At 69.5% G+C, this 23,973-nt stretch carries 25 protein-coding genes; 16 read left to right on the forward strand and 9 right to left on the reverse strand.

Annotated elements, in window-relative coordinates:
- Positions 1 to 223: 223 nt before the first annotated feature.
- Positions 224 to 1,147, forward strand: coding sequence for a S10 family peptidase (locus tag ACIBX3_RS27830; protein ID WP_397121895.1), 924 nt, complete (start codon positions 224 to 226; stop codon positions 1,145 to 1,147).
- On the opposite strand, the gene ACIBX3_RS27835 is transcribed toward ACIBX3_RS27830, so the two are convergent.
- The 5 genes from ACIBX3_RS27835 to ACIBX3_RS27855 form a co-directional block, all read right to left on the reverse strand.
- Complete coding sequence (locus tag ACIBX3_RS27835; RefSeq protein WP_397121897.1) at positions 1,106 to 1,945, reverse strand: hypothetical protein; 840 nt, start codon at positions 1,943 to 1,945, stop codon at positions 1,106 to 1,108. The two genes, ACIBX3_RS27830 and ACIBX3_RS27835, sit on opposite strands and share 42 nt — an antisense overlap.
- A 68-nt stretch (positions 1,946 to 2,013) precedes the next feature.
- The gene (locus tag ACIBX3_RS27840; RefSeq protein ID WP_397121899.1) at positions 2,014 to 2,433 is read right to left on the reverse strand and encodes a peptidase inhibitor family I36 protein; all 420 of its coding nucleotides are present in this window, start codon (positions 2,431 to 2,433) and stop codon (positions 2,014 to 2,016) included.
- A gap of 213 nt (positions 2,434 to 2,646) precedes the next feature.
- A complete protein-coding gene (locus ACIBX3_RS27845; protein WP_397121901.1) occupies positions 2,647 to 3,417 on the reverse strand; it encodes an SDR family NAD(P)-dependent oxidoreductase in 771 nt (256 codons plus the stop codon).
- Entirely contained in the window at positions 3,414 to 4,430 is a 1,017-nt protein-coding gene (locus ACIBX3_RS27850; RefSeq protein ID WP_397121903.1) for a DUF4432 family protein, read from the reverse strand. The genes ACIBX3_RS27845 and ACIBX3_RS27850 overlap by 4 nt, the downstream gene beginning before the upstream one ends.
- Entirely contained in the window at positions 4,427 to 5,596 is a 1,170-nt protein-coding gene (locus ACIBX3_RS27855) for a DUF4185 domain-containing protein (protein WP_397121905.1), read from the reverse strand. Before ACIBX3_RS27855 ends, ACIBX3_RS27850 begins: the two co-directional genes overlap by 4 nt.
- A 188-nt stretch (positions 5,597 to 5,784) precedes the next feature.
- Between ACIBX3_RS27855 and ACIBX3_RS27860 the strand changes: the two genes are divergently transcribed.
- From ACIBX3_RS27860 to ACIBX3_RS27875, 4 genes are all read left to right on the forward strand, one after another.
- The gene (locus ACIBX3_RS27860) at positions 5,785 to 7,395 is read left to right on the forward strand and encodes an ABC-F family ATP-binding cassette domain-containing protein (protein WP_397121907.1); all 1,611 of its coding nucleotides are present in this window, start codon (positions 5,785 to 5,787) and stop codon (positions 7,393 to 7,395) included.
- Between the two features lie 64 nt (positions 7,396 to 7,459).
- On the forward strand, positions 7,460 to 8,269 hold the full coding sequence (locus tag ACIBX3_RS27865; protein ID WP_397121909.1) for a hypothetical protein: 810 nt from the start codon (positions 7,460 to 7,462) through the stop codon (positions 8,267 to 8,269).
- Between the two features lie 112 nt (positions 8,270 to 8,381).
- Complete coding sequence (locus tag ACIBX3_RS27870; protein WP_397121911.1) at positions 8,382 to 9,821, forward strand: sigma factor; 1,440 nt, start codon at positions 8,382 to 8,384, stop codon at positions 9,819 to 9,821.
- A 125-nt stretch (positions 9,822 to 9,946) separates the two neighbouring features.
- Positions 9,947 to 11,056 (forward strand): NlpC/P60 family protein, encoded by a 1,110-nt coding sequence (locus ACIBX3_RS27875; RefSeq protein ID WP_397121913.1) that lies wholly within the window; start codon positions 9,947 to 9,949, stop codon positions 11,054 to 11,056.
- Positions 11,057 to 11,060: 4 nt separating this feature from the next.
- Here ACIBX3_RS27875 and ACIBX3_RS27880 read toward each other — a convergent pair whose 3' ends face one another.
- Positions 11,061 to 11,552: an inorganic diphosphatase gene (locus tag ACIBX3_RS27880; protein WP_397121915.1), complete on the reverse strand. Its 492-nt coding sequence runs from the start codon at positions 11,550 to 11,552 to the stop codon at positions 11,061 to 11,063.
- A gap of 83 nt (positions 11,553 to 11,635) precedes the next feature.
- Between ACIBX3_RS27880 and dacB the strand changes: the two genes are divergently transcribed.
- The 11 genes from dacB (at position 11,636) to ACIBX3_RS27935 (ending at position 21,480) form a co-directional block, all read left to right on the forward strand.
- On the forward strand, positions 11,636 to 13,060 hold the full coding sequence (gene dacB, locus ACIBX3_RS27885; RefSeq protein ID WP_397121917.1) for a D-alanyl-D-alanine carboxypeptidase/D-alanyl-D-alanine-endopeptidase: 1,425 nt from the start codon (positions 11,636 to 11,638) through the stop codon (positions 13,058 to 13,060).
- Between the two features lie 54 nt (positions 13,061 to 13,114).
- Positions 13,115 to 14,191, forward strand: coding sequence for a zinc-dependent metalloprotease (locus ACIBX3_RS27890; RefSeq protein ID WP_397121919.1), 1,077 nt, complete (start codon positions 13,115 to 13,117; stop codon positions 14,189 to 14,191).
- Between the two features lie 214 nt (positions 14,192 to 14,405).
- Positions 14,406 to 15,407, forward strand: a complete 1,002-nt coding sequence (tilS, locus tag ACIBX3_RS27895) for a tRNA lysidine(34) synthetase TilS (RefSeq protein ID WP_397122547.1) — start codon at positions 14,406 to 14,408, stop codon at positions 15,405 to 15,407.
- An 11-nt stretch (positions 15,408 to 15,418) separates the two neighbouring features.
- Positions 15,419 to 15,970: a hypoxanthine phosphoribosyltransferase gene (gene hpt, locus ACIBX3_RS27900; RefSeq protein WP_397121921.1), complete on the forward strand. Its 552-nt coding sequence runs from the start codon at positions 15,419 to 15,421 to the stop codon at positions 15,968 to 15,970.
- Positions 15,971 to 16,207: 237 nt separating this feature from the next.
- Complete coding sequence (gene ftsH / locus ACIBX3_RS27905) at positions 16,208 to 18,205, forward strand: ATP-dependent zinc metalloprotease FtsH (protein WP_397121923.1); 1,998 nt, start codon at positions 16,208 to 16,210, stop codon at positions 18,203 to 18,205.
- Between the two features lie 22 nt (positions 18,206 to 18,227).
- A complete protein-coding gene (gene folE, locus ACIBX3_RS27910; protein ID WP_397121925.1) occupies positions 18,228 to 18,806 on the forward strand; it encodes a GTP cyclohydrolase I FolE in 579 nt (192 codons plus the stop codon).
- Between the two features lie 117 nt (positions 18,807 to 18,923).
- Positions 18,924 to 19,730 (forward strand): dihydropteroate synthase, encoded by an 807-nt coding sequence (folP, locus tag ACIBX3_RS27915; RefSeq protein ID WP_397122549.1) that lies wholly within the window; start codon positions 18,924 to 18,926, stop codon positions 19,728 to 19,730.
- Entirely contained in the window at positions 19,727 to 20,173 is a 447-nt protein-coding gene (locus ACIBX3_RS27920) for a nuclear transport factor 2 family protein (protein ID WP_397121927.1), read from the forward strand. The genes folP and ACIBX3_RS27920 overlap by 4 nt, the downstream gene beginning before the upstream one ends.
- A complete protein-coding gene (gene folB, locus ACIBX3_RS27925; protein WP_397121929.1) occupies positions 20,163 to 20,528 on the forward strand; it encodes a dihydroneopterin aldolase in 366 nt (121 codons plus the stop codon). Before ACIBX3_RS27920 ends, folB begins: the two co-directional genes overlap by 11 nt.
- On the forward strand, positions 20,525 to 21,028 hold the full coding sequence (folK, locus tag ACIBX3_RS27930; RefSeq protein ID WP_397121931.1) for a 2-amino-4-hydroxy-6-hydroxymethyldihydropteridine diphosphokinase: 504 nt from the start codon (positions 20,525 to 20,527) through the stop codon (positions 21,026 to 21,028). Before folB ends, folK begins: the two co-directional genes overlap by 4 nt.
- On the forward strand, positions 21,025 to 21,480 hold the full coding sequence (locus tag ACIBX3_RS27935; protein WP_397121933.1) for a DUF3180 domain-containing protein: 456 nt from the start codon (positions 21,025 to 21,027) through the stop codon (positions 21,478 to 21,480). Before folK ends, ACIBX3_RS27935 begins: the two co-directional genes overlap by 4 nt.
- On the opposite strand, the gene ACIBX3_RS27940 is transcribed toward ACIBX3_RS27935, so the two are convergent.
- The 3 genes from ACIBX3_RS27940 to ACIBX3_RS27950 are packed head-to-tail and all read right to left on the reverse strand — an operon-like array spanning position 21,465 to position 23,948.
- Positions 21,465 to 21,686 carry a hypothetical protein gene (locus ACIBX3_RS27940; RefSeq protein WP_397121935.1) on the reverse strand — a complete coding sequence of 74 codons (222 nt, stop codon included), beginning with the start codon at positions 21,684 to 21,686 and terminating at the stop codon, positions 21,465 to 21,467. The two genes, ACIBX3_RS27935 and ACIBX3_RS27940, sit on opposite strands and share 16 nt — an antisense overlap.
- A complete protein-coding gene (locus ACIBX3_RS27945) occupies positions 21,679 to 22,806 on the reverse strand; it encodes an acyltransferase (protein ID WP_397121937.1) in 1,128 nt (375 codons plus the stop codon). The genes ACIBX3_RS27940 and ACIBX3_RS27945 overlap by 8 nt, the downstream gene beginning before the upstream one ends.
- A complete protein-coding gene (locus tag ACIBX3_RS27950; protein ID WP_397121939.1) occupies positions 22,803 to 23,948 on the reverse strand; it encodes an NADH-quinone oxidoreductase subunit D in 1,146 nt (381 codons plus the stop codon). The genes ACIBX3_RS27945 and ACIBX3_RS27950 overlap by 4 nt, the downstream gene beginning before the upstream one ends.
- Positions 23,949 to 23,973 lie beyond the last annotated feature (25 nt).

Consider the following 23,973-nt stretch of genomic DNA (forward strand, 5'->3'; position numbering starts at 1 on the left):
CGTCGCACACGCTGCCGTCGGGGCAGGCGTACACCGCCGTCACCGGCACCATGGTGCTGCGCGAGGAGGTGTTCACCGACGGCAAGTTCGACGGCCTGCAGTCTCCACCGGCTACTCGCGGGCGGCCGAGGGGGAGCAGGCCGAGCCGTACCACGGCTTCACCGGCGACCTGGAGTCGGTCGGCGAGATCATCAGGCTGTGGACGACGAGGAACGGGCGGTGGATGTCGCCGAAGTTCCTGGCCGGGGAGTCGTACGGGACGGTCAGGGCGGCCGGGCTGGCCCACCACCTGCAGTCGCGTTACGGCATGTACCTCAACGGCGTGATGCTGATCTCCTCGGTGCTGGACTTCGTCACCGGGGAGTTCAACGAGGGCAACGACCTGGCCTACGCCCTCTATCTGCCGACATATGCCGCCATCGCGCACTATCACGGGCTGCACGGCGACCGGCCGTTGGCGGAGGTCCTGCGCGAGGCCGAGGAGTTCGCCGAGCGCGACTACCTGTGGGCGCTGGCCCGCGGCAACCGGCTCACCCCCGAGCAGCGCGCGGCCACGGTCGCCAGGATCGCCGCGCTGACGGGGCTGAGCGAGGACTACGTCGACCGGGTGAACCTGCGGATCGAGCACATCCGGTTCTTCACCGAACTGCTGCGCTCGCGCCGCCTGGTCGTCGGACGGCTCGACGGCCGCTTCACCGGCTGGGACCCCGACGCGGGGCGCGAGCACTTCGCCGCCGACCCCAGCATGAACGCGATCATGGGACCGTACGGCGCCGCGCTCAACCACTACCTGCGCACGGAGCTCAACTACGCCAACGACCTGCCGTACGAGGTGCTCACCTCGCGCGTGCACCCGTGGTCGTTCAAGGAGTTCGAGGGCGCGCACGTCACCGTGGTCGACAAGCTGGCCGCCGCCATGCGGGCCAACCCGCATCTGCGCGTGCACGTGGCCTGCGGCTACCACGACGGCGCCACGCCGTACTACGCCGCCGAGCACGCCCTCGCCCATCTGCCCGTGCCCGCCGAACTGGCCCGCAACGTGGAGTTCACGTATTACGAGGCCGGGCACATGATGTACGTCCACGAGCCCAGCAGACTGCGCCAGTCAGCGGACCTGGCCGCCTTCGTGATCGGCGAGCACGCTTGACGCCTTCCTCAGACGATGCCCCAGGTTGGCGCGGAGCGCGTCGAACCGGTCGCGATTGTCGCGGATGACGGCCCGCTGCAGATCCGCGTCCGCCGCGTGCCAGGCGGCCACCAGGCCAGACGACCACTTGCAGTGCGTGTCGGCGATCGCGGTCAGCCGTTCGTCCTCGGTCACGGTCCGCTCCTCCAGGTTCCAGCGGCTGTCGGCGATGGCCGCCTCCGGAGCCGGATAGGAGTGACCCGCCTGGCTCATGCACGCCTCCCAGCGCTTGACCGCACCCGTGACGGAGGGGTGCTTGGCGGCCTGCTCCAGCGTGAGCGAGTCCTGCAGGGACAGCCACGGCCAGTCCGCCTTGCGCGCCCCCCGTTCCAGGGTCAGCGTCGCCCGGTCCAGGCAGCCCCGGTCGGCGGCGGTGCCGTACAGGTGGTGGCGGGTGGGCTTGGGCAGCTTGCCCGCCCAGGAGGCCGTCGTGTCAGGGGACGGTGGGCGGGCGAGGTGGTATCCGTAGCGCCGTGCCGCCTCGGTGTCCACGACGCCGTAGCGGCGGGAGTTGCCCGGGTCCGTCGCGGCGAGCGTGGCCGGGTCCTCGGCGGGCGGCTCGATGGAGATGCCTTCTTCGCGCATGCAGCGCACGACCAGGAGGTTGTGCGCGTTGCCCAGGACGGCCCGTTGCTCGGGAGTGGTCTTGTAGGCGTCGAACGGCAGCACCAGCTGCGCCACCGACCTGACGCCCGTCGCGTGCGCCTGCCGCATGGGCTCGTCGGCGGCGCAGCCCGCGGTGGAGATCAGCAGCAGCACACCCGCGAGCAGCCCGCGACAGCCGGTTTCCGGCGGCCAGACCCGGAAACCGGCACTCCCGTTCCCGGTCAGCGGCACCAGACGTCGAGCGAGCTGGTGCGGTCGTTGCCGACGGCGTTGTTCGCCAGGAGCCCGTCGTTCGAGTTATGCGTGAATGTGCTGTGGGCGCCCGTGTAGAACGGGTGCTGCCAGAGGGTGGCGCTGCAGCCGACACGGTTCCTGACCGAGCTGGTTTCGTTGTCCATGCTGTGCCAGGAATTGCTGAAGTCCCAATTCAGCCAGTTGTTGTCGGCGAAGTTCGAATCGTCCTTGACGAAGTCGCGCCAATGATCGGCCTGGCCGCGGTTGTAGTCGAAGTCCGCGTACAGGCAGACACGACCGCCGTAGCAGGTCGAACGGGGGCTGGCCACCGCTGCGGCGGCGGGGGCCACCACGGTGAACAGCGTGGCGGCGGCGACGAAGGCGGCGGCCTTTTTGGATAGCCTCACAGGTCTCTCCTCGATCGGTGAGTCGTTTCGACCACGTAACTTAGCGTGCCGAATCGAATGCGAGTCGTTATGACTCGCAGTCCGAGTAAAGGGCTGCGCGCCGCGAAGAGGTCGCGTGCCGGCACGCCGCCATACTCGTATCAAGGACGTGACCTGGAAGTTCTTCTCATTGACGCAACTGTTGCCTGCTTTTCCGAGTAATTGGAAAAGCGGCTATTCGGGGAGGGCCGCCGGGTTCTGCGCCAGCAGGCCGCCGTCCACGCGATGCTCCGCCCCCGTGATGAACGACGAGCGCGGCCCCGCCAGGAACGCCACCAGCTCCGCCACCTCCTCGGGCCGGCCCACGCGGCCCAGCGGGTGGGAGCGGCCCCATTGCCGGACCTGCTCCTCCTGTGACAGATCGCCCCGCCACAGATCGGCCGCCCAGCGCAGCATCGGCGTGTCGACCGAGCCGGGGCACACCACGTTCACCCTGATGCCGTCGGCGGCGTGGTCGAGCGCCATGGCCCTGGTCAGGCCGTTGAGCGCAGCCTTGCTCGCGGTGTAGGCGGCCACCTGCGCCTGTGAGGAGAACGCCTGCACCGACGACATGATCACGATCGAGCCGCCACCGCGGGCGCGCAACTCGGGGATGGCCGCCTTGCACGCGAGGTAGACGCCCTTGAGGTTGATGTCCAGCACCTCGTCCCAGACGTCCTCCGGCGTGTCCTCGACGGTGCCGTACCGCTGCACGCCCGCGCACGTCACGACGACGTCGAGCCCGCCGAACCTGGTCACGGCCAGGTCCACCAGGCCGCGCATCTCGTCCGCCCGCCGCACGTCGGCGATCCGGCCGACGACGTGTTCGGTGTCGAGCTCGGCGTTCTCGTCCACCCCGCAGAAGACCACGGACGCCCCGCCGTCGGCCAGGCGGTCCACCACCGCCCGCCCGATGCCCATCGAACCGCCCGTGACCAGCGCGACCTTGCCGGCGAACTCCGTCATGCCAGAACCTCCGCACGCATCCGCAACACCTTCGTCTCGCCGGGTTCAAGGGCGAGGGCCGTTCCGTTGGCCACGGCCGCGGCCAGGCCGTCGGTCGGCATGCTGGAGAACGGCTCGAGCCCCACCGTGTACGCCCGCCCCCACCAGGGGTATCCGGTGGACGCGCCCAGCTCCTGCCACATCCACAGGTACGGCAGCAGCGACGCGTCCCACTCCACCCGCATACCGATATCCCCCGAAATCTCGTACCAACCCTCGTCGAAGCCGGTCAGATAGACGATGTCGCTGGGCGCTCCCGGCTCCTGCACCACGCTGAGGTCCGTCTCGCCGCCGTGGTCGTCGGGGACCTTCGGCCACTGCCACGGCCCGCCGGCCCTGACCCGGCGACCCGCCGGGTTGATCGTTGTGGCGTGCGGGATCACCCGGACCCCTTCCGGCAGCCGGATCCTGGCCCCGGGGCGCAGGAACGGCCGGCCGTACACGATGTGCTGACCCCACATGGCATGCAGTGGGATCCCGGCCTCGTTCGCGGCCCGCCCCTCGATCTCCAGCGCGGCCGTGCCCGACCGCAGCCTGAAGACCTTCTCCATCCGGTACGGCAGCCTCCTGGTCCTGACGGTGAGCCGGATCGCGACCTCGTCCGGGGTGTCGGCCGTGACCTCGTAGGACCACGGCAGGCCGGAGACCTCCCCGTGCTGGGCCAGCCGCGCGCCGCGGTACTCGCTCGGCGCGCCGCCGCTGGGGAAGATCTCCTGCCAGCCGCCCTCGTAGTGGTCGACGAACTGGGCGACGTCGTCGGCCGCGCCCTGGAGGTGGTCGTGCGGGTTGCGCAGGCCCTGCGGGGAGAGCCAGACGAAGTCCGTGTCGGTGGGCTTGTGCAGGAACTCCACCACGTCCCCGCCCTTGTCCGGCACGACGGTCACGCGCAGCCGCTCGTTCTCCAGCACGACCGCCCGCAGCCCGTCGATCACGACGTGCCGCAGGCGGGCCGCCCAGTTGCGTCTCACCGTCACTGGAAGGTCACGTCCAGGAATCTCGGCCGGTAGATCGACACGTCGCGGTAGTGGTCGGTGTTCACGAAACTGTTGACGTTGTACGAGACCACGAGCCCGTTGCCGGCGACCTCTGGGTGGGCGTGGGCGTTGTAGGTGAAGATGTTCCCGCTGGTCTCGGGGGTCGTGTAGATGTGCTGCTTGCCGGTGAACGGGCCGAACGGCGAGCAGGAGGCGTAGGCCACGATGTTCGCGCTCAGCGCTTCCGTCGTGTCATGCGTGATCAGGACATATCCGGACCCCACCCGGGTGACGCTGAACTCGTTCGCCACGCCGCTCATGATCCGCGCGGAGTCGGCCTCGTTCGGCGACCAGTTGCCGTCCGCCTTGAGGTACTCCCAGCGGCCGAGCAGACTCTGGCCCTTGACCCGGGCGACGTGCATGTACTTCGGCGAGCCGAAGTCCTCGACGCCGTAGACGTAGGTGTACGCGCCGTCCTTGAGGGTCGCGGAGGCCCAGGACACGCCGTGCCCGGACGGCAGGTTGTGCACGCTGATCGGCCGGTCGAGCCGTCCCGGGGCGAACCTGGCCACCACGTTCCGATGCCAGCGCCAGTCCCACGCGCCGGTGCCGTACCGCTCGTACTCCTGGTAGGTGACCTCCACGATCCCGCCGGCCAGCGTCGCGTCGCCGGCCCAGAACCAGTGGTTCTTGTCGCGCGGCGGCATGACGGCGGCGGGCTTCTGGGGGGTGCCGCCGTAGATCGTGGACAGCTTGCCGTTGCGCTCGACGGCGAAGGTGTTGTTCAGGAAGACGGTCGTGCCGCCCTCCTCGACCACGGGCGGGCGCGAGCCGCCGGGGTTGACCTGGCCGAGGAAGGTGTCGGAGAAGATCCACAGCTCCTTCCCGCTCGGCAGCCTGAGCGAGTAGGTGCCGTCGGCGCCCGTCCAGTCGTCCAACCGGCTGTTGTCGTTGCCGTAATTGGTGAACAGGCTGGTCAGCCGGGCGTTCGTGGTCGCGCTCTTGACGGTCGGGGCGCACGCCGAGGCCGGTCCGGTCTGTTGTTGCTGCTCCTGTGCGATGGTCGGCACTGGTTTGGGCGGGGCGGCCCACGCCTGCTGCGACACGGTCGTGAGACCGATCAACGCGATGGCCAGGGGGGCGAGGGCAGAGCGGAATCGCGTCATCACTGGTTCCTAGGGGGAGGGGATTCCCTACAGTTCTAGTCATTAGATCACTTACTGTCTAGAGACCCCTATGGATCTTTCGGGGACGCTCGACGGCTGGACTTCCGCGAGCCGGAGCGCACTCCTCTCCGGCCCCACCGGGGGAAAATGTGATGACCGGCCCGGAACGGGCCCGGTACCCTGCGCCAATGGGCCACGTCGAAGTAGGACATCTGACATACGTGCTGCCCGACGGGCGGCCCCTGCTCAACGACGTCTCCTTCAGGATCGGCGACGGCGTGAAGGCGGCTCTCGTCGGGCCCAACGGCGCGGGCAAGACCACGCTCCTCAGGCTGATCGCCGGCGATCTGCCGCCGGTGGACGGCAGCGTGGCCAGCTCCGGCGGGCTGGGCGTGATGCGGCAGTTCATCGGCAGCGTGCGTGACGACAGCACCGTGCGCGACCTGCTGCTGGGCGTCGCGCCGCCGGCCGTGCGCAAGGCCGCCGAGCGGCTGGACGAGACCGAGCTGGCGATGATGGAGCGCGACGACGAGAAGACGCAGCTGCGGTACGCGCAGGCCATCAGCGACTACACCGACGCCGGCGGCTACGACATCGAGGTGCTGTGGGACACCTGTACGGTGGCCGCGCTCGGCGTGCCGTACGAAAGGCTGAAATATCGGGACGTGTCCACGCTGTCGGGCGGCGAGCAGAAGCGGCTCGTCCTCGAGGCGCTGCTGCGCGGCCCCGACCAGACGCTGCTGCTCGACGAGCCCGACAACTACCTCGACGTGCCCGGCAAGGAGTGGCTGGAGCAGCAGCTCAGGGAGACGCCCAAGACCGTGCTGCTGGTCAGTCACGACCGCCAGCTGCTGGCCAACGCCGCCGACCGGATCGTCACCGTCGAGGGCGGCAACATCTGGATCCACGGCGGCGGCTTCGCCACGTACGCCGAGGCCCGCAAGGCCCGCAACGAGCGGCTCGACGAGCTGCGCAGACGCTGGGACGAGGAGCACGCCAAGCTCAAGACCCTGGTCAACATGCTCAAGAACAAAGCCAGGTACAACGACGGCATGGCCCCCGCCTACCACGCCGCCCAGACGCGGCTGCGCAAGTTCGAGGAGGCGGGCCCGCCGGAGGTGGCCCCGAGCGACCAGAACATCAAGATGCGCCTCCGGGGCGGCCGCACCGGCAAGCGGGCGGTGATCTGCGAGGGCCTGGAGCTCACCGGGCTCATGCAGCCGTTCGACCTGGAGGTCTGGTACGCCGAGCGCGTCGCGGTGCTGGGCTCCAACGGCTCCGGCAAGTCCCACTTCCTGCGCCTCATGGCCGGGGAGAAGGTCGCCCACGAGGGCGTGGCCAGGCTGGGCGCCCGCGTGGTGCCGGGCCACTTCGCGCAGACCCACGCCAGGCCCGAGCTGATCGGCCGCACGCCGGTCGACATCGTCATGACCGAGCACGCCAAGCTCAAGAACGAAGCCATGAAGGCGCTGGCCCGCTACGAGCTGGCGGGCCGAGTTGCCGAGCAGCGGTTCGAGACGCTGTCGGGCGGCCAGCAGGCGCGGCTGCAGATCCTGCTGCTGGAGCTGTCGGGCGCCACGCTGCTGCTGCTCGACGAGCCGACCGACAACCTCGACCTGGCCAGCGCCGAGGCGCTCCAGACCGGGCTGGACGCATTCGACGGGACGGTGCTGGCGGTCACCCACGACCGCTGGTTCGCCGCCGACTTCGACCGCTACCTGATCTTCGGCTCGGACGGCACGGTCTACGAGTCGCCGGAGCCGGTCTGGGACGAGGCCAGGGTCGTGCGTCCCCGTTAAAGAGTTGGTACGGCTGGCGCGTGTCATCAGCCAGCCGTACCCATGCTCGGGTTATCACGGCAAAGTGATCCCGCACAGCCGAACCGCCAGCCTGCTCGCACTCGGGGCACTCGGGGCGATCTGCCTCACAGGGTGCTCAAGCGACGAGCGGCCAGTCCAAAAGCTCAAGCCCCTCGCTCTCAAGGAGCAGGTCTCGAACATCGTCAAGTCCGCGGACGGATACGCCGTCAACTGGGCGGGCGTGCTCACCAACGCCAATCCGTGGCACTTCGGCGAGCACGTGGTGGCCACGATCGTCGGCCACGACGCCAAGGGCACCGAGGTCGTCCGGCTGGACCAGCCGCTCGACGCCGTGCCGCCGGGCGGGTCGCTGGCGTTCACCGGGCAGGCCGGCGCCGCCGAGAAACCGGCCAGGGTGACGATCCAGTACCGTCCCGCGCAGTGGCGGCCGGCCGCGCGCATCGCCTCCGCCTTCCAGCGGTTTCCTATCACGCGTTCCCAGACATTGCCCCAGAAAGACGGCTCCTACCTTATTACGGGATATGTAGGAAATCCGTATCAGCTATCGGCCGGGAGCCTCGTCGTGAACGCTTTGCTGCGCGACAAGGCGGGCAAATTGCTCGGAGGTGGCAGCACGTTCGTGGACGACGTGAAAGCCGGCAGCCCGCCCAGGTTCATCCTCACCGTGTCCGGCCTCCCGCGCGGCGCCCAGGTCGCCAGAACCGAAATCACCGCCAGGACCTGGGGATCCACCGGCCGGCCCTACGAGGAGCTGGCGCTCGCAGGCGCCATCCCCGTGCACACGGCGACACCCACGAGCGAACCGTTCGCGGTGGACCGGAGCACGCAAATCGTGTCGGAGTACAAGCAGTAATGCGATAAATCCCTAAACCCGGGCGACGAAATTTCCCGGGTCGACACGACACGCCATGCCGTCCTACGGAAACGGTAGAACTACAAGTTACCAATCCATTACATTCGGTCACATGAACGACCGCGTCCTGGTGGAAGCACTCCGCGCCCGCGATCCCGGCGCCGCCGCAGCGCTCTACGACGCGTACGCGGAGGGCGTCTACCGCTACTGCCGGTCCCTTCTCCAGAGCGCCGACAGTGCCCAGGTGGCGCTCCGCGACACGCTGATCGCCGCCGAGGCGCACGCCGACGCGCTCGCCGAGCCCGACAGGCTCCGCACCTGGCTGTACGCGCTGGCCCGCGCCGAGTGCCTGCGCCGCCGCGCGGCCGCCTCACCGGGGGCCGACGAGGCCCTGGCCGAGGCGCCACCGCTGGACGACCCCGCCGACGCCGATCTGCGCGTCATGGCGTGGAACGCCGTCCGGAGCCTGCCCTTCGCCGACCGGGAGATCCTGGAGCTGTCCATCAGGCACGAGCTGCCCGACGCCGAACTGGCCCAGGTGCTCGCCGTCCCGGCGCGTCAGGTGGAGTCGGGCATGGACACCGCCCGCGACCGCCTGTGCGACGCGATCACCGCCGAGATCCTGGCCAGGAAGGGCCCGTACGACTGCCCGCGCCGCGCCGCCATCCTCTCCGGGTTCTCCGGCGAGCTGACGGCGGAGATGCGCGAGCGCCTGATCAGGCACCTGCCGCAATGCGAGATCTGCGCGCCGCACCGAGGCCGCCAGGTCTCGGCCGCCAAGGTCTTCGAGCTGCTACCGCCCGCGGCGCTGCCGGACTCTCTGCGGATCAGGGTGCTGAGCTGCTTCATCGATCCCGAGCTGCTGCCGTACCGCCGATACGTCGCCAGGCGTGCGAGCGCGCTCGGCGCCGCCGGGTTTCCCGTCCCCGCGGAGAAGGGTGTTCGAAGGTGGCCTCAGACGCTGGCAGGCGCGCTGGCGGCGGTCGCGACCGTGGTGGCTGTAGCGGTGATCTTCAATCAGATGGGCGGGGACGGCGGCGGGCTGTCGGGGGTCGCGACAGCCGCGTTCCCCGCGACCGGGGAGCCGCCCGTCATCCGGCTGCCCTGGCAGGGCGAGCCCCAGGATCTGCCGGTGACCGCGGCGCCTACCGTGAACAGCACGGGCACGCATCCGCTCCGGACGATCGCGTCGCCCCCGTCTACCGGGGCGACCGGATCACCTCCGCCTCGGCCCGTACCTGCCCAGGTCAGCCCGCCGTCCCGGACCGCCACCGCCTCGCAACAGGCCACGCCGCCGGGCGAGCACCCCGTCCAGGTCCCCTCCGGGGGACGCCCGTCGTCGCCACCACCCGAAGCACCCGGCCCGGGCACCCGCACTCCCTGCCCGACCCCGACCCCCACCCCGACGCGGACCTCCAGCCCGACGCGGACCCCTACACCGACGCGGACCTCCGGCCCGACGCGGACCCCCACCCCGACCACCACGCGAACGGAAACGTCCACCCCGACACCCACCGAGCACCCCTCGGTGACACCTGCGAGGCGCGGCTAGGCCGGCTCAGCGGGGGCTCTCCAACATCCACGGGGAAGGGCTGATCCCCACCCAATCATTACGTTACGTGAGTGAACCACCGGGAATTGTGTGCATAGAGTCACCATCTGTTTCCGGGGGGACCAATGCGTACATTTCGGGCTGGGTTGCTGGCGAGTTGCCTGCTCGTCGCCTTGTGCCCGCCGGTGGACGCCGAACCCCGCCCCTCCTCACGCGAGGTCGAGAAGGCCCGCGACACCGTACGGGCCCGCTCGAAGGAACTGGCTGCGGCACGCGCCGAGCTGGCCACGGCGCAGGCGCGGCTGGCGCGGCTGGCCGCCGACGTGGAACGGCTGGTGGAGGCGTACAACGGGGAGACGGTGCGGCTGCGCAACGCCGAGGAGGCCGCCCGCCAGGCCCAGACGCGCCTGGTCGCGGCCGACGCCGAGGTCGAGCGGGCCAGGCAGGACGTGGCGCTGCTGGCGGCGGAGGCGTACGGGGGATTGGGGACGCTGGAGCCGGTCGTCGGCCTGATCCTGGACAGGGGAGACGAGGCCGGCATGCTGCATCGGGCAGGCGTGCTCGGGCAGCTCAGCGGCGAGCGGGCGGCCGTGCTCGCCCGGCTGCGCGACGCCCAGGAAGTGGCGGCCATCCTGCGTACCCAGGCCGTCAACGCCCACGCCGCCCAGCAGGCCGCCGCGGAGAGCGCCGGGAAGGCGAAACTCGCCGCCGAGGCCGCCGTGGCCGCGCAGCAGCGTGAGACGAAGGTGCTGCGGGCCCGCGAGCAGCGCCTGCAGCGGCGGGTGGACGCCGCCCACACCCGCGCCGAACTGCTGGCCAGGCGCCGCGCCGCTGCCGGGTCGGCGGCCGGACTGATCACGGGAGGCTCGGCCAGGGGCCACGTGGCCGCTGACTGGGCGCTCGGCCAGCTGGGCAAGCCGTACGTGTGGGCGGCCGACGGCCCGGACACCTATGACTGCTCGGGGCTGACGATGAGGGCCTGGGAGCGGGTGGGCGTACGGCTCGACCACTGGACGGGCACCCAGTGGACGTCCGGCCCGCACGTGCCGCTGGACCAGCTACGCCGCGGCGACCTGCTGTTCTTCGCGCACAACAAGAGCGACCCCGGCACGATCCACCACGTCGGGATCTACGTGGGCCGCGGCCGGATGGTGCACGCGCCGCAGACCGGCGACGTGGTGCGGGTCGCCCCGATCTGGCGAGGGGACCTGGTGGGCGCCACCAGGCCCCGCTGAGGGGTCAGTGATGTCCCTCGTCCTTGGCCCGCTGGAAGGAGCGCTCGATCTCGGCCTCGGCCTCGATGCGGCCCACCCAGTTGGCGCCCTCGACGGACTTGCCGGGCTCCAGGTCCTTGTAGACCTCGAAGAAGTGCTGGATCTCCAGCCGGTCGAACTCAGACACGTGGTGGATGTCCTGGATGTGGTGCATCCGCGGGTCGGTGGACGGCACGCACAGGACCTTGTCGTCGCCGCCCTTCTCGTCGGTCATCCGGAACATGCCCACCGCCCGGCACGTGATGTAGCAGCCCGGGAACGTCGGCTCCTGCAACAGCACCAGCGCGTCGAGCGGGTCGCCGTCCTCGCCGAGGGTGTGCTCGATGAAGCCGTAGTCGGCGGGGTACTGCGTGGAGGTGAACAGGAGCCGGTCCAGCCTGATCTTCCCGGTCTCGTGGTCCACTTCGTACTTGTTCCGTTGCCCCTTGGGAATCTCAACGACAACGTCGAACTCCACCGCGGTTCCTCCGCTCAAGCCCCCCGGTACCCCCGGTCGGGCGTTAATGTCTCGTAGGCGAACTCAGAGAGAGGGCAGGCGACGTGGCGCGGCACGACCGGTCGGTGATGCTGGCCACCCTCGTCGTGCTCCAGGCCCTGACGATCATCACCGGCGTGTACGCGATGACCACCGACTTCAGCCTGGGCGCGCTGACGAGGCAGACTTCACCGACCAAGCCGACGGCGTCCCCGCCGGAAGGGTCTCCTCCGCCCGTCCCCGTGGTCACCTCGGGGCCTGTGCTGGCCCACCTTTCGGCGAAGTCAGGAGACGGACCTCTCCCGACTAAGGGTACTTTGACGCGGCAGCTCGCCAGCGCGCTGGGTGACGAAGCGCTGGGTGACCGGGTCGGCGCCGTCGTGATCGACGCGACCACGGGTCAGCAGGTCTTCGCCTCCAACCCCGACACCCCCATCACGCCCGCCTCCACCACCAAGATCGTCACCTGCAGCGCCGCGCTCGCCGCCCTCGGTCCCGACGCCCGCTTGTCCACCCGGGTGGTCCAGGGCGCCAAGCCGGGCGCCATCGTCCTGGTCGGCGGCGGCGACCCGCTGCTCGCGGGACCATCGGCGAAGCAGGCGTACCCGAAGCAGGCCAGCCTCGCCATGCTGGCCGCACGCACCGCCGCGACGCTCAAATCCCAGAACGTCAAGAAAGTCACGCTCACCTACGACACGTCGCTCTTCACCGGCTCCCCGATCGCGCCCGGCTGGAAGCCCAACTACATCCCCGACGGCGAAGTGGCGCCCGTCCACGCCCTGACCATGGACGAGGGCCGCCAGAACCCGCGCTACAACAACCCCCGCGTCGCCGACCCCCCTGCCTACGCCGCCGCGGCCTTCGCCAGGCTGCTCACCAAGCAGGGCATCGCCGTGTCGAAGTCCGTACGCCCGGGCAAAGCCGCCGCTGGCGCCCCCGAGCTCGGCAAGGTCGACTCCGCGCCCCTCTACGCCCTGGTCGAGCACACGCTGACCAGGAGCGACAACGATCTCGCCGAGGCCCTGCTCAGGCACGTCGCACTCAAGGAAGGACAGCCGGGGTCGTTCGAGGGCGGGGCCAAGGCGGTGATCGCGGTGCTCCAGCGGCTCGGCGCCGCTCAGGGCGTCTCGCTCTCCGACGGCAGCGGCCTGTCCATCCGCAACCGCATCAGCGCCCACGCCCTGGCCAAGCTCATCGCCCTGTCCGGCTCCGCGAACCACCCCGACCTGCACGCCATCGCCCCCGGCATGCCGATCGCCGGCTTCTCCGGCACCCTCGGCAACGGCCGGCGGTTCGTCAACGGCGACAGCAAGGGCCAGGTCGGCCTCGTACGCGCCAAGACCGGCACCCTGAACCACATCAACACGCTGGCCGGGCTGGCCACGACCAAGGACGGGCGGCTGGTCACGTTCGCCTTCATGGCCGACCGGGTGCCCGTCAACGCCGAGCCCGTGCTCGACCGGCTCGCGGCCATCGTCGCGCGTTCCTGATGGCCTGATGGCGAATCTTCGCAGCGTTGACGAGAACCACGTACGGTGGACGGTATGCAGGTGATCGACTGGGATCTGGCCGTCACGACCGGCACGCGCCTGGTGCGCCCCGGTCCTCAAGTGAGCCGGGAGGAGGCCAGGCAGGCCGTCACCGAGCTCCGCACCCTTTCACGTGAGGCCGAGGGCCACGTGCGCGAGTTCACGAAGATTCACACAGAGACCGCGCCCCAGCCCGCGACCATCGTGGACAGGCCAGGCTGGATCAAGGCGAACGTCGAGGGCTTCCGCGTGGTGCTCGAGCCCCTGACGCAGCGCATGGGCAACAGCTCCAACCCGCCCCCGGCCATCGTCACCGCCGTGGGCTCCCGCATCACGGGCGTCGAGGTCGGGGCCGTCCTGGCCTTCCTCGCCTCCCGCGTGCTGGGCCAGTACGAGCTGTTCCTTCCGCCCGACCCGACCGGCCAGGAGCCGACCGGGCGCCTCACGCTCGTCGCCCCCAACATCGTCCACGCCGAACGCGAGATGGGCGTCGACGCCCACGACTTCCGCCTGTGGGTCTGCCTCCACGAGGAGACCCACCGCGTGCAGTTCACGGGCGTGCCGTGGCTGCGCGAATACGTCCGCTCGCAGATGACCGAGTTCCTGCTCGCCTCCGACCTCGACCTCCCCACGCTGCTCGAACGCCTGCGCAACGCCGCCGACACGGTGGCCGACGTGGTGCGCGGCGGCGAGGGCAATCTGATCGACGCCATCCAGTCGCCCGGCCAGAAGGAGATCCTCGACCGCCTGACCGCCGTGATGACCCTGGTGGAAGGGCACGGGGACTACGTCATGGACGCCGTGGGCCCGTCCGTGGTGCCGACGGTGGCCGAGATCCGCGGCAAGTTCGCCCATCGCCGCGAGGGCGGCTCCCGTCTCGACCGGACGGTGCGGCGGCTGCTGGGGATCGAGGTCAAGATGAAGCAGTACGCGGAGGGATCCGCGTTCGTGCGGTCGGTGGTGGGCCGGGTGGGGATGGACGGCTTCAACAAGATCTGGACCTCCCCGGAAAGCCTCCCGACGACTCCTGAGATCGCCGACCCGGACGCCTGGATCAGCCGCGTCATCGGCACGCCGGCCCTTCCCGCCTGACCGACCGTCCTCTGGCCGACGACCTCCCACCGCTTCCGCCCCCGCCCTGGGCGCCCGCTTCCCGCGGAGCGCCACGTAGACGGTGCGGCGGCGGAAGCCGGTGCGGTGGTGCCCGGCGCCGGTCGGCGTGGTCAACCCGGCGCATGGCCGGCAGGGCCGGACGGAACGCCGGCCCACGGTGCCCGCATGCGACAACCTGCTGCAAGACGCCACAATGGCACCCGTGGGCCCACATCCAGCCGTAGCCGACGTCCGCAGGGCGGTGCGTGAGTCGCTGGCCGATCTCCCGCCCGGAGCCCTGGTTCTGGCGGCGTGCAGTGGCGGGGCGGACTCCCTGGCCCTGGCGGCCGCCCTGGCGTTCACCGCCCCCCGCGCCGGCCTCCGGGCCGGCCTGATAACCGTGGATCACCAGCTGCAGAAGGGCTCCGCCGAGCGAGCCCAGCAGGTGGTCGCGCAGGCGGCGCGGCTGGGCCTGCACCCGGCCGAGGTCCTCACCGTCACGGTCGGCACCGACGGCGGACCGGAGGCGGCCGCCAGGGAGGCCCGGTACGCGGCGCTCGCCGAGGCGGCCGACAGGCTCCAGGCGGCCACGGTCCTCCTCGGCCACACCAGGGATGATCAGGCGGAGACGGTGCTCCTGGGCCTGGCCAGGGGAAGCGGCCTGCGTTCGCTGTCCGGCATGGCGGCTCTGGCCGGCCGCTACCGCCGCCCCTTCCTGGACCTCCCCAGAGCCACCACCGTGGCCGCCTGCCAGGCGATGCACCTCGCCCCCTGGGACGACCCGCACAACGAGGACCTCCGCTACACCAGGGTCCGCGTCAGAAGAGCGGTCCTCCCGGTGCTCGAAAAGGAACTCGGCCCGGGGGTGGCGGAGGCGCTCGCCAGAACCGCGAGGATGGCGCGCGAGGACGCTGACGCTCTGGACGAATGGGCCGAGTCGGCGTACCAGAATTGCGCTCTTAGCGATATTGCCGGAACGGTGACGCTCTCCGTACCAGAACTCGAGAAGCTGCCCGACGCCGTCAGGCGGAGGGTGCTGCGGCGGGCGGCCATCGCGGCCGGAGCTCCGTCCGGCGCCCTGTCGGCCACGCATGTGCTGGCCGTGGATCGGCTGGTCACGCGATGGCGCGGGCAGAAGGCGGTGGATCTGCCCGGTGGCCTGTCCGCCGCCCGGCGGTATGGCACCCTGATATTCGCCATCAGTCCCCACGCGTAAGGAACCACAGGGTGGACGCTCCCGACATGGGCAATGACCTGGAGAAGGTCCTCATTCCCGAGGACGAGCTGCAGGCCAAGATCAAAGAGCTTGCCGGGCGGATCGACGAGGACTACGCGGGCAAGGACTTGCTGCTCGTGGGCGTGTTGAAGGGCGCCGTCATGGTCATGGCCGACCTGGCCAGGGCGGTGCACGTGCCCGTGCAGATGGACTGGATGGCGGTGTCGTCGTACGGCGCGGGCACGAAGTCGTCGGGCGTCGTACGCGTGCTGAAGGACCTCGACACCGACATCATGAACCGCCACGTGCTGATCGTCGAGGACATCATCGACTCCGGCCTGACGCTGCACTGGCTGCTGGAGAACCTCAAATCCCGCAACCCGGCGAGCCTGGAGATCTGCACCGCGCTGCGCAAGCCGGACGCGGTGAAGGTGCCGATCAACGTGAAATACGTGGGCTTCGACATTCCCAACGAGTTCGTCATCGGCTATGGCCTCGACTACGCGGAGAGATACCGGAACCTGCCGTTCATCGGCACTCTCGCGCCGCACGTTTATAAGTAGCACCACTTGCCATGGCCGGGAACATCGCGCAACGTGACGTACGTTGATAGGGCAAGGCCGGTGTAGCGGGCGGTCCCTCCGCGCGCTCTACCGGTGTACCTTCAGACTCCGGAAGGGTGACCACGTGTCCCCTTCGGGTAGTCAGAAGTCGCGGTGTCGGATGCCGCGGCCCCGGGCCAGCCCGGGGTTCCAGGCCATGGTCAGGAAGGGACGGGCCCGCAAGGGGTTCCGCATCGGATGGATCTCAAGCGATTTACACGTGGGCCACTGCTGTGGATCCTGGGCATCGTCGTGCTGCTCCTGCTCGTCACCCAGCTGTGGAGTGGCGGCGGAAATTACAAGCAGGCCGACACGTCCTTGGTTCTCCAGCAGATTCGCACCGGAAACGTCAGCAACGCCAAGGTCGTCGACAAGGACAACCGCATCGAGGCGACGCTGCACAACGCCATCCAAGTCAGGCCGGGCGATCAGCCGACGAAGCTGATCCAGGCCGAGTGGGTGACGGGTTACGGCAGCAAGCTGACCGATGAGCTGCAGGCTCAGGTCCAGGCGGGCAAGACCAAGAGCTTCACCACCGAGGTGCCGCAGGAGAACTTCCTGGTCAGCCTCCTGGTGAGCTTCCTCCCCATCGTCATCATCGTGCTGATCTTCCTGTTCATCATGAACCAGATGCAGGGCGGCGGCTCGCGCGTGATGCAGTTCGGCAAGTCCAAGGCCAAGCTCATCAGCAAGGACACCCCCAAGACCACCTTCGCCGACGTCGCGGGAGCCGACGAGGCCATCGAGGAGCTCCAGGAGATCAAGGAGTTCCTGCAGGCCCCGGCCAAGTTCCAGGCGATCGGCGCCAAGATTCCCAAGGGCGTGCTGCTGTACGGCCCGCCCGGCACCGGCAAGACCCTGCTGGCCCGCGCCGTAGCGGGCGAGGCGGGCGTGCCGTTCTACTCGATCTCCGGTTCGGACTTCGTCGAGATGTTCGTCGGTGTCGGCGCCTCGCGTGTCCGCGACCTGTTCGAGCAGGCGAAGGCCAACGCCCCGGCGATCATCTTCATCGACGAGATCGACGCCGTCGGCCGCCACCGCGGGGCCGGCCTGGGCGGCGGTCACGACGAGCGCGAGCAGACGCTCAACCAGCTGCTCGTCGAGATGGACGGCTTCGACGTCAAGGGCGGCGTGATCCTCATCGCCGCGACCAACCGGCCGGACATCCTCGACCCGGCGCTGCTGCGCCCGGGCCGTTTCGACCGGCAGGTCACCGTGGACCGTCCCGACCTGGAGGGCCGCAAGGGCATCCTCAAGGTCCACGGCCGCGGCAAGCCGTTCGCGCCCGACGTCGACCTCGACGTCATCGCGCGCCGCACGCCCGGGTTCACCGGCGCCGACCTGGCCAACGTGATCAACGAGGCCGCCCTGCTCACCGCGCGGGCCGACCAGAAACTGATCACGATGGAAATCCTCGAGGAAGCGATCGACCGCGTCATGGCAGGACCCGAGCGCAAGACGCGGGTCATGTCGGACAAGGAAAAGAAGATGATCGCCTACCACGAGGGCGGTCACGCGCTGGTGGCGCACGCACTGCCCAACTCCGACCCGGTCCACAAGATCACGATCCTGTCCCGCGGCCGCGCCCTCGGTTACACGATGACGCTGCCGATGGAGGACAAGTTCCTGGCGACCAGGTCCGAGATGATGGACCAGCTCGCGATGCTGCTGGGCGGCCGCGCGGCGGAGGAGCTCGTCTTCCACGAGCCCACCACCGGCGCCTCCAACGACATCGAGAAGGCCACGGCCGTCGCCCGCCGCATGGTTGTCGAATACGGCATGAGCGAGCAGCTCGGTGCCCGTAAGTTCGGCTCCGGGCAGGCGGAGGTCTTCCTGGGCCGTGAGATGGGCCACGAGCGCGACTACTCCGAGAAGATCGCCTCCACGATCGACGAGGAGGTCCGCCGGATGATCGAGACGGCGCACGACCAGGCGTGGGACATCCTGGTCGAATACCGCGACGTGCTCGACAACCTGGTGCTGGAGCTCATGGAGAAGGAGACCCTCTCCCGCGAGATGGTGCTGCAGATCTTCGCTCCGGTGGTCGTCAAGGAGCACCGTCCGTCCTACGCGGGCTACGGCAAGCGGCTCCCCTCGGACCGCCCACCGATCCTGACCCCGAAGGAGAAGCAGTCCGCCAACGGCTCGCTCACCAGCGGCCACCAGGACGCCCTGCCCTCCGGGGAAAGCGCGTAGTAACACAGCACGGAGACATTGCGTGACAAAGCACGACGTTGACCTGGGGCGGATCGAGAAGGCCGTCCGGGAGATCCTCTACGCCATCGGCGAGGACCCCGACCGAGACGGCCTGATCGAAACGCCCGCCCGGGTCGCCCGGGCCATGGCCGAGCAGTATTCGGGGCTCGGCCAGAAGCCCGAGGACGTGCTCAGCAAGGTCTTCGACGTCGACCACGACGAGATGATCCTGGTGAAGGACATCGAGGTCTATTCGACCTGCGAGCATCACCTGGTGCCGTTCCACGGCCTGGCGCACGTGGGCTACATCCCCAACGAGAACGGGCAGGTCACCGGCCTGTCCAAGCTCGCCAGGCTGGTGGACGTCTACGCCCGCCGCCCTCAGGTCCAGGAGCGCATGACGTCCCAGATCGCCGACGCGCTGATGCGGGTGCTGGAGCCGCGCGGGGTGATCGTGGTCGTCGAGGCGGAGCATCTGTGCATGACGATGCGCGGCGTACGCAAGCCCGGCGCCAAGACCGTCACCTCGGCGGTCCGCGGTGACTTCCGCACCAGCGACAAGACCCGTTCCGAGGCGATGGCGCTCATCCTCGGCAGATGAGGACCGTTATCCACAACGGGGGACCCGCGATGTCAGCAGGTGTGGGGGAACGCCTAGGCTTGGCCCATGACTAGCCTGCCCATCAACGCGCCGGGAGGCGCGGAGCGGTGCCTCGTCATGGGCGTGGTCAATGTGACCCCCGACTCATTCTCCGACGGCGGCCTGTGGTTCGACGAGGCGGCGGCCATCGGGCATGGATTCGAGCTGGTCGATGAGGGGGCCGACATCGTGGACGTGGGCGGCGAGTCCACCCGTCCCGGCGCGGCCCGGGTGTCGCTGGAGGAGGAGCTGGCCAGGGTCGTCCCGGTGATCAGGGCGCTGGCGGCCGAAGGGGTGACGGTCAGCGTCGACACGATGCGTGCGGAGGTCGCCAAGGCCGCGGTCGAGGCGGGCGCGCGGCTCGTCAACGACGTGAGCGGCGGCCTGGCCGACCCGGACATACCGCGCGTGGTGGCCGCGACCGGCGTCGCCTACGTGGTGATGCACTGGCGCGGCCACAGTCATGACATGGACACCCGCGCGGTCTACACGGACGTGGTCACCGAGGTGCGCGAGGAGCTGAGCAAGCGGGTGGACCTGGTGCTGGCCGAGGGGGTGTCGGAGGATCAGATCGTGCTCGACCCCGGCCTCGGCTTCGCCAAGCACGCCGAGCACAACTGGGCGCTGCTCGCCGCGATCCCGCAGTTGACAGAGGCGGGCTATCCGCTGCTCGTTGGGGCGTCGCGCAAGCGGTTCCTGGGGCGCCTGCTGGCAGCCCCTGACGGCACTCCCCGGCCGTTCAGCCGCAGTGACGACGCCACGCTGGCCGTGACCGCGCTGGCCGCGCACGCAGGCGCTTGGTGTGTGCGCGTGCACGAGGTCGGCCCCAACGCCGACGCCGTGCGCGTGGCCGCCGCATGGAAGAGAGCGGGAGCAGGCATATGAGCGTCGACACGGCCGCCATCGAGACGGTCAATCAGGAGTTCTACACCGCGATCGAGAGCGGCGATCTCGACAAGATGACCGAGATCTGGGCGGACGACACGGCCGACGACCAAGTGAGCTGCGTGCATCCCGGCTGGACACTGCTGACCGGCCGGTCGGAGGTGCTGCGGTCATGGGCCCTGATCATGGCCAACACCACCTACATCCAGTTCGTGCTGACCGACGTCAACACGACCGTGCTGGGCGACGTGGCCGTGCTCACCTGTGTGGAAAACATCCTGACCGCCGGCGAGGAGGGTGAGGCGAGCTTCGCCGCGGGCAAGGTGGTGGCCAGCAACGTCTACCTTCGCACCACGCAGGGCTGGCGGCTGTGGATGCACCACGGCTCGCCGGTCCTCCAGGGCGACGACGACGAGGAGGAGGAAGGCGAGCTTGAGCGCTGACCGCATCGCTCTCAAGGGCCTGCGGGCCAGGGGGAGGCACGGTGTGCTCGCCGCCGAGCGGGAGCTCGGCCAGGAGTTCGTGGTCGACGCGACCCTGTTCCTCGACACCGCGCCGGCCGCGGCCGGCGACGACCTGACCAAGACCGTCCACTACGGGGAGCTGGCCGAGGCCCTGGTCGAGGTGGTGGAGGGCGAGCCGGTCGAGCTGATCGAGACGCTCGCGCAGCGCCTGGCCGACGTGTGCCTGGCCAGCGACCTGGTGCACAAGGTCGAGGTGAGTGTGCACAAGCCGGCGGCGCCGATCCCGCTGGCGTTCGACGACGTGGTCGTGACGATCGAGCGGAGCCGCGCATGAAGGCCGTTCTCGCGCTGGGCGGCAACCTGGGCAACACGTTCCAAATCCTGCAGGGTGCCGTGGATGCTCTGTTCGACGCCCCGGACCTGGAGTTCGTCAAGGCATCGCCGGTCTACGAGACCGACCCGGTCGGCGGTCCTCCCGGCCAGGACCCCTATCTCAACGCCGTCGTGATCGCGGAGACCACCCTGCAGCCGCGCACGCTCCTGGAGCGGGCGCTGAGCGTGGAAAACGCCTTCGGGCGGGTCCGCGCGGAGCGCTGGGGGCCGCGCACGCTCGACGTGGACCTGATCGTCGTGGGCGACCTCGTCTGCGACGATCCTGAGCTGACGCTGCCGCATCCCCTGGCCCACGAGCGCGCGTTCGTGCTCGTCCCCTGGGCGGACGTCGATCCCGAGGGCGTTGTGCCCGGGCGGGGCCGCGTGTCCGACCTGGTCGAGGAGGTCGACAGGCGAGGGGTGCGCCTGCGCCCCGATCTCACGCTGCAGAGGCCGGATTGAGGCCCACGAACCCCGGCTGGCTGGTCGGCATCCTCGTCATCGTCGCCCTGCTGACGTGGGCGGTGGTGCAGCAGTTCTACGGCGGGCTGCCCCTCATGCCGTGGACGGCGATCCCGACCCTGCTGCTGCTGGCGATAGGCGAGGGCTACAGCGGCTGGGCCACCAAGGCCAGGATCGCCAGGAAGCCGGGGACCAAGCCGGTGGAGCCGCTGGCGGTGGCCAGACTGGCCGCCCTGGCGAAGGCCTCCGCGTACGCGGGGGCGCTGTTCGGCGGGCTGTTCGCCGGGTTCGCGCTCTACACGGTGCAGATCCTGGACCGGGAGACGCCGCGCTCGGAGTTCTTGGTTTCGAGCGGCTCGTTCGTGGCCTGCGTGGCGCTGGTCTGCGCGGCGCTCTATCTGGAGAACGCCTGCCGCATCCCGAAGGACCCGGAGGATCAGAATCCGAAATAGCGCCATCCGTCCTGCTCGCCCGACAGGTCCTCGCCGTCCTGCCGTCGAGCGTCGCGCGAGCTCCGGCGCACCCGCTCCTGCCAAGTGTCACGCTGCAGCACCCGCAGTGCGCGGCGGATCACGTCGCTCGGCCGCTCGTTCTCGCGCATGGCGGCACGGATGATCCGCTCGTCCTCGGCATTGGCCCGGAAGCCGATGTCAGCCATGCTCCGAGCCTACGGAGCCGCCGGCCTCCTCGTCCTGCGTTTGCCTGACCGGCGTGCGGCGCCGGCCGAAGAGGTAGATGACCGGGGTGGTGCAGATCAGCGGTCCGATGATCGCGATGGGGCGCTCCAGCCACCATTTCAGATCCGGCGGGATCGTGCTGCCGAGCGTGCCGAAGAGCCACCACGACAGCCCCAGCGCGATGGCCATCCCGGTCGTGTGGAACAGGAACAACGGCAGCGAGTACCGGTTGATGAAGTCGTTGGCCCGGCGCCAGCGCGGCCGCTCCAGCACCCGCTCCATGGCCGGTCGCAGCACCTCGACGAGGCCGATCTGGAACAGCAGCAGGGCCACGATCACGAACGTCGGAGGCGCCATGTTGGACCACTTGTCGCCGGGCACCCCCACCATCGACCCGGGATAGACGCCCGAGTACACCAGCCCGAACAGCGCGAACAGCCCGGTCCACAGCAGGGCGACGTCGTAGCGCCTGGGCAGGATCACGATCCGTTCGTAGAAGAACCCGGCCTGGTGGGCCAGCCCCCACACGATGATCATGTTGAGCCAGCCGACCCCGTCGACCCCGTACCGGAAGCGCACCACGTCCACCACCAGGGCCGCGCCGCCGAGCCAGATCAGGGTCAGCACGTCGTAGCGGCGGTGCAGCCAGAGCGCCACCGGCAGCAGCGCGATCAGCACCAGGTAGACGCCGAGGAACCACAGCGGGCTGAGCACCAGCAGCACCACCCGCCACATCCAGTCCACCCCGAACGTGAACGTGACCACCGCGCCGACCGCGATCCACACCCCGGACAGGAAGAGCGCCGGTAAAGCCAGCGCCCGGATCCGCCGCCAGACGAACGCCCCGATGCCGACGCCGCGCTGCCGCGCCCGGTCCCAGGAGAGCAGATGCACGTGCCCGCCGACGTAGAAGAACAGCGGCAGCACCTGAAGCAGCCAGGTGAGGATCCACAGCCCCGAGGTGAAGCCCAGCGGGCTGGTCGGCTCGGGCCCGTACGGCTTCCACACGAGGATCGTGAACGCCCAGTGCCAGACCACCACCACGACGAGGCTCAGCGCGCGGAGCCAGTCGACGTACTTGTCGCGCTCGGGGGCTTTCACTTGTCGATGTCACCCACGACGAAGAACATCGACCCGAGAATGGCCACCATGTCCGCCACCAGGTGCCCGGGCAGCATCTCCCGCAGCACCTGGATGTTGCTGTACGAGGCCGAGCGCAGCTTGAGCCGCCACGGGGTCTTGTCGCCCTTGGAGACCAGGTAGTAGCCGTTGATGCCGAGCGGGTTCTCCGTCCATGCGTACGTGTGCCCCTCCGGCACCTTGAGCACCTTCGGCAGCCGCTGGTTGATCGGCCCCGGAGGCAGTGAGCGCAGCCGCTCGACGCACGCGTCGGCCAGCTCGAGCGAGACCTTGAGCTGGTCGAACAGCACCTCGAAGCGGGCGTGGCAGTCGCCCCCTCCCTTGGTGACGACCTTGACGGGCAGCTCCGGGTAGGCCAGGTAGGGGTCGTCACGCCGCAGGTCGAAGTCCACTCCGGAGGCACGGGCGATGGGGCCGCTCACGCCGTACTGCATGATCTGCTCGTGCGTGAGCACGCCGACGCCCTTGGTGCGGGCCATGAAGATCTCGTTGTGCAGGATGAGGTCCTCGATGACCGGGACGCGGCGGCGGGTCTCCGCGACGGCCTCGGACACCCGGTCCAGCCAGCCCAGCGGCAGCTCCTCCTTGAGCCCGCCGACCCGGTTGAACATGTAGTGCATGCGCCCGCCGGAGATCTCCTCCATGACCGCCTGGATGCGCTCGCGCTCGTTGAACGAGTAGAAGATCGGCGTCATCGCGCCGAGCTCCAGCGGATAGGAGCCGAGGAACATCAGGTGGCTGAGAACCCGGTTGAGCTCGGCCAGCAGCGTACGCGCCCAGACGGCCCGGACCGGCGGCTCCATGCCGAGCAGCCGCTCGGCGGCGATCACCACGCCAAGCTCGTTCGCGAACCCCGCCAGCCAGTCGTGCCGGTTGGCGAGCATGATGATCTGACGATAGTCGCGGACCTCGAACAGCTTCTCCGCGCCCCGGTGCATGTAACCGATGATCGGCTCGGCGGTGGCGATGCGCTCTCCGTCCAGCGTCAGCCGGAGCCGCAGCACCCCGTGCGTCGACGGGTGCTGCGGGCCGATGTTGAGGATCATGTCCTCGGTGGCCAGCTCTTTCGCGCCTGCACCGATTCCGACCACGCGTTCCGTCATATTGGCCATGCTGCCACCGTCGTCG

Source organism: Nonomuraea sp. NPDC049480 (assembly GCF_044465905.1).
Lineage (GTDB): Bacteria > Actinomycetota > Actinomycetes > Streptosporangiales > Streptosporangiaceae > Nonomuraea.

Bases quoted from the DNA above. Each gene is read 5' to 3' on its own strand.
- ACIBX3_RS27830 (WP_397121895.1), top strand. From the start codon at position 224: ATGTCGCCGAAGTTCCTGGCCGGGGAGTCGTACGGGACGGTCAGGGCG.
- ACIBX3_RS27845 (WP_397121901.1), bottom strand. From the start codon at position 3,417: ATGACGGAGTTCGCCGGCAAGGTCGCGCTGGTCACGGGCGGTTCGATG.
- ACIBX3_RS27855 (WP_397121905.1), bottom strand. From the start codon at position 5,596: ATGACGCGATTCCGCTCTGCCCTCGCCCCCCTGGCCATCGCGTTGATC.
- ACIBX3_RS27860 (WP_397121907.1), top strand. From the start codon at position 5,785: ATGGGCCACGTCGAAGTAGGACATCTGACATACGTGCTGCCCGACGGG.
- ACIBX3_RS27870 (WP_397121911.1), top strand. From the start codon at position 8,382: ATGAACGACCGCGTCCTGGTGGAAGCACTCCGCGCCCGCGATCCCGGC.
- ACIBX3_RS27875 (WP_397121913.1), top strand. From the start codon at position 9,947: ATGCGTACATTTCGGGCTGGGTTGCTGGCGAGTTGCCTGCTCGTCGCC.
- ACIBX3_RS27890 (WP_397121919.1), top strand. From the start codon at position 13,115: ATGCAGGTGATCGACTGGGATCTGGCCGTCACGACCGGCACGCGCCTG.
- tilS (WP_397122547.1), top strand. From the start codon at position 14,406: ATGGCACCCGTGGGCCCACATCCAGCCGTAGCCGACGTCCGCAGGGCG.
- ftsH (WP_397121923.1), top strand. From the start codon at position 16,208: ATGGATCTCAAGCGATTTACACGTGGGCCACTGCTGTGGATCCTGGGC.
- folP (WP_397122549.1), top strand. From the start codon at position 18,924: ATGGGCGTGGTCAATGTGACCCCCGACTCATTCTCCGACGGCGGCCTG.
- ACIBX3_RS27920 (WP_397121927.1), top strand. From the start codon at position 19,727: ATGAGCGTCGACACGGCCGCCATCGAGACGGTCAATCAGGAGTTCTAC.
- folK (WP_397121931.1), top strand. From the start codon at position 20,525: ATGAAGGCCGTTCTCGCGCTGGGCGGCAACCTGGGCAACACGTTCCAA.
- ACIBX3_RS27940 (WP_397121935.1), bottom strand. From the start codon at position 21,686: ATGGCTGACATCGGCTTCCGGGCCAATGCCGAGGACGAGCGGATCATC.
- ACIBX3_RS27950 (WP_397121939.1), bottom strand. From the start codon at position 23,948: ATGACGGAACGCGTGGTCGGAATCGGTGCAGGCGCGAAAGAGCTGGCC.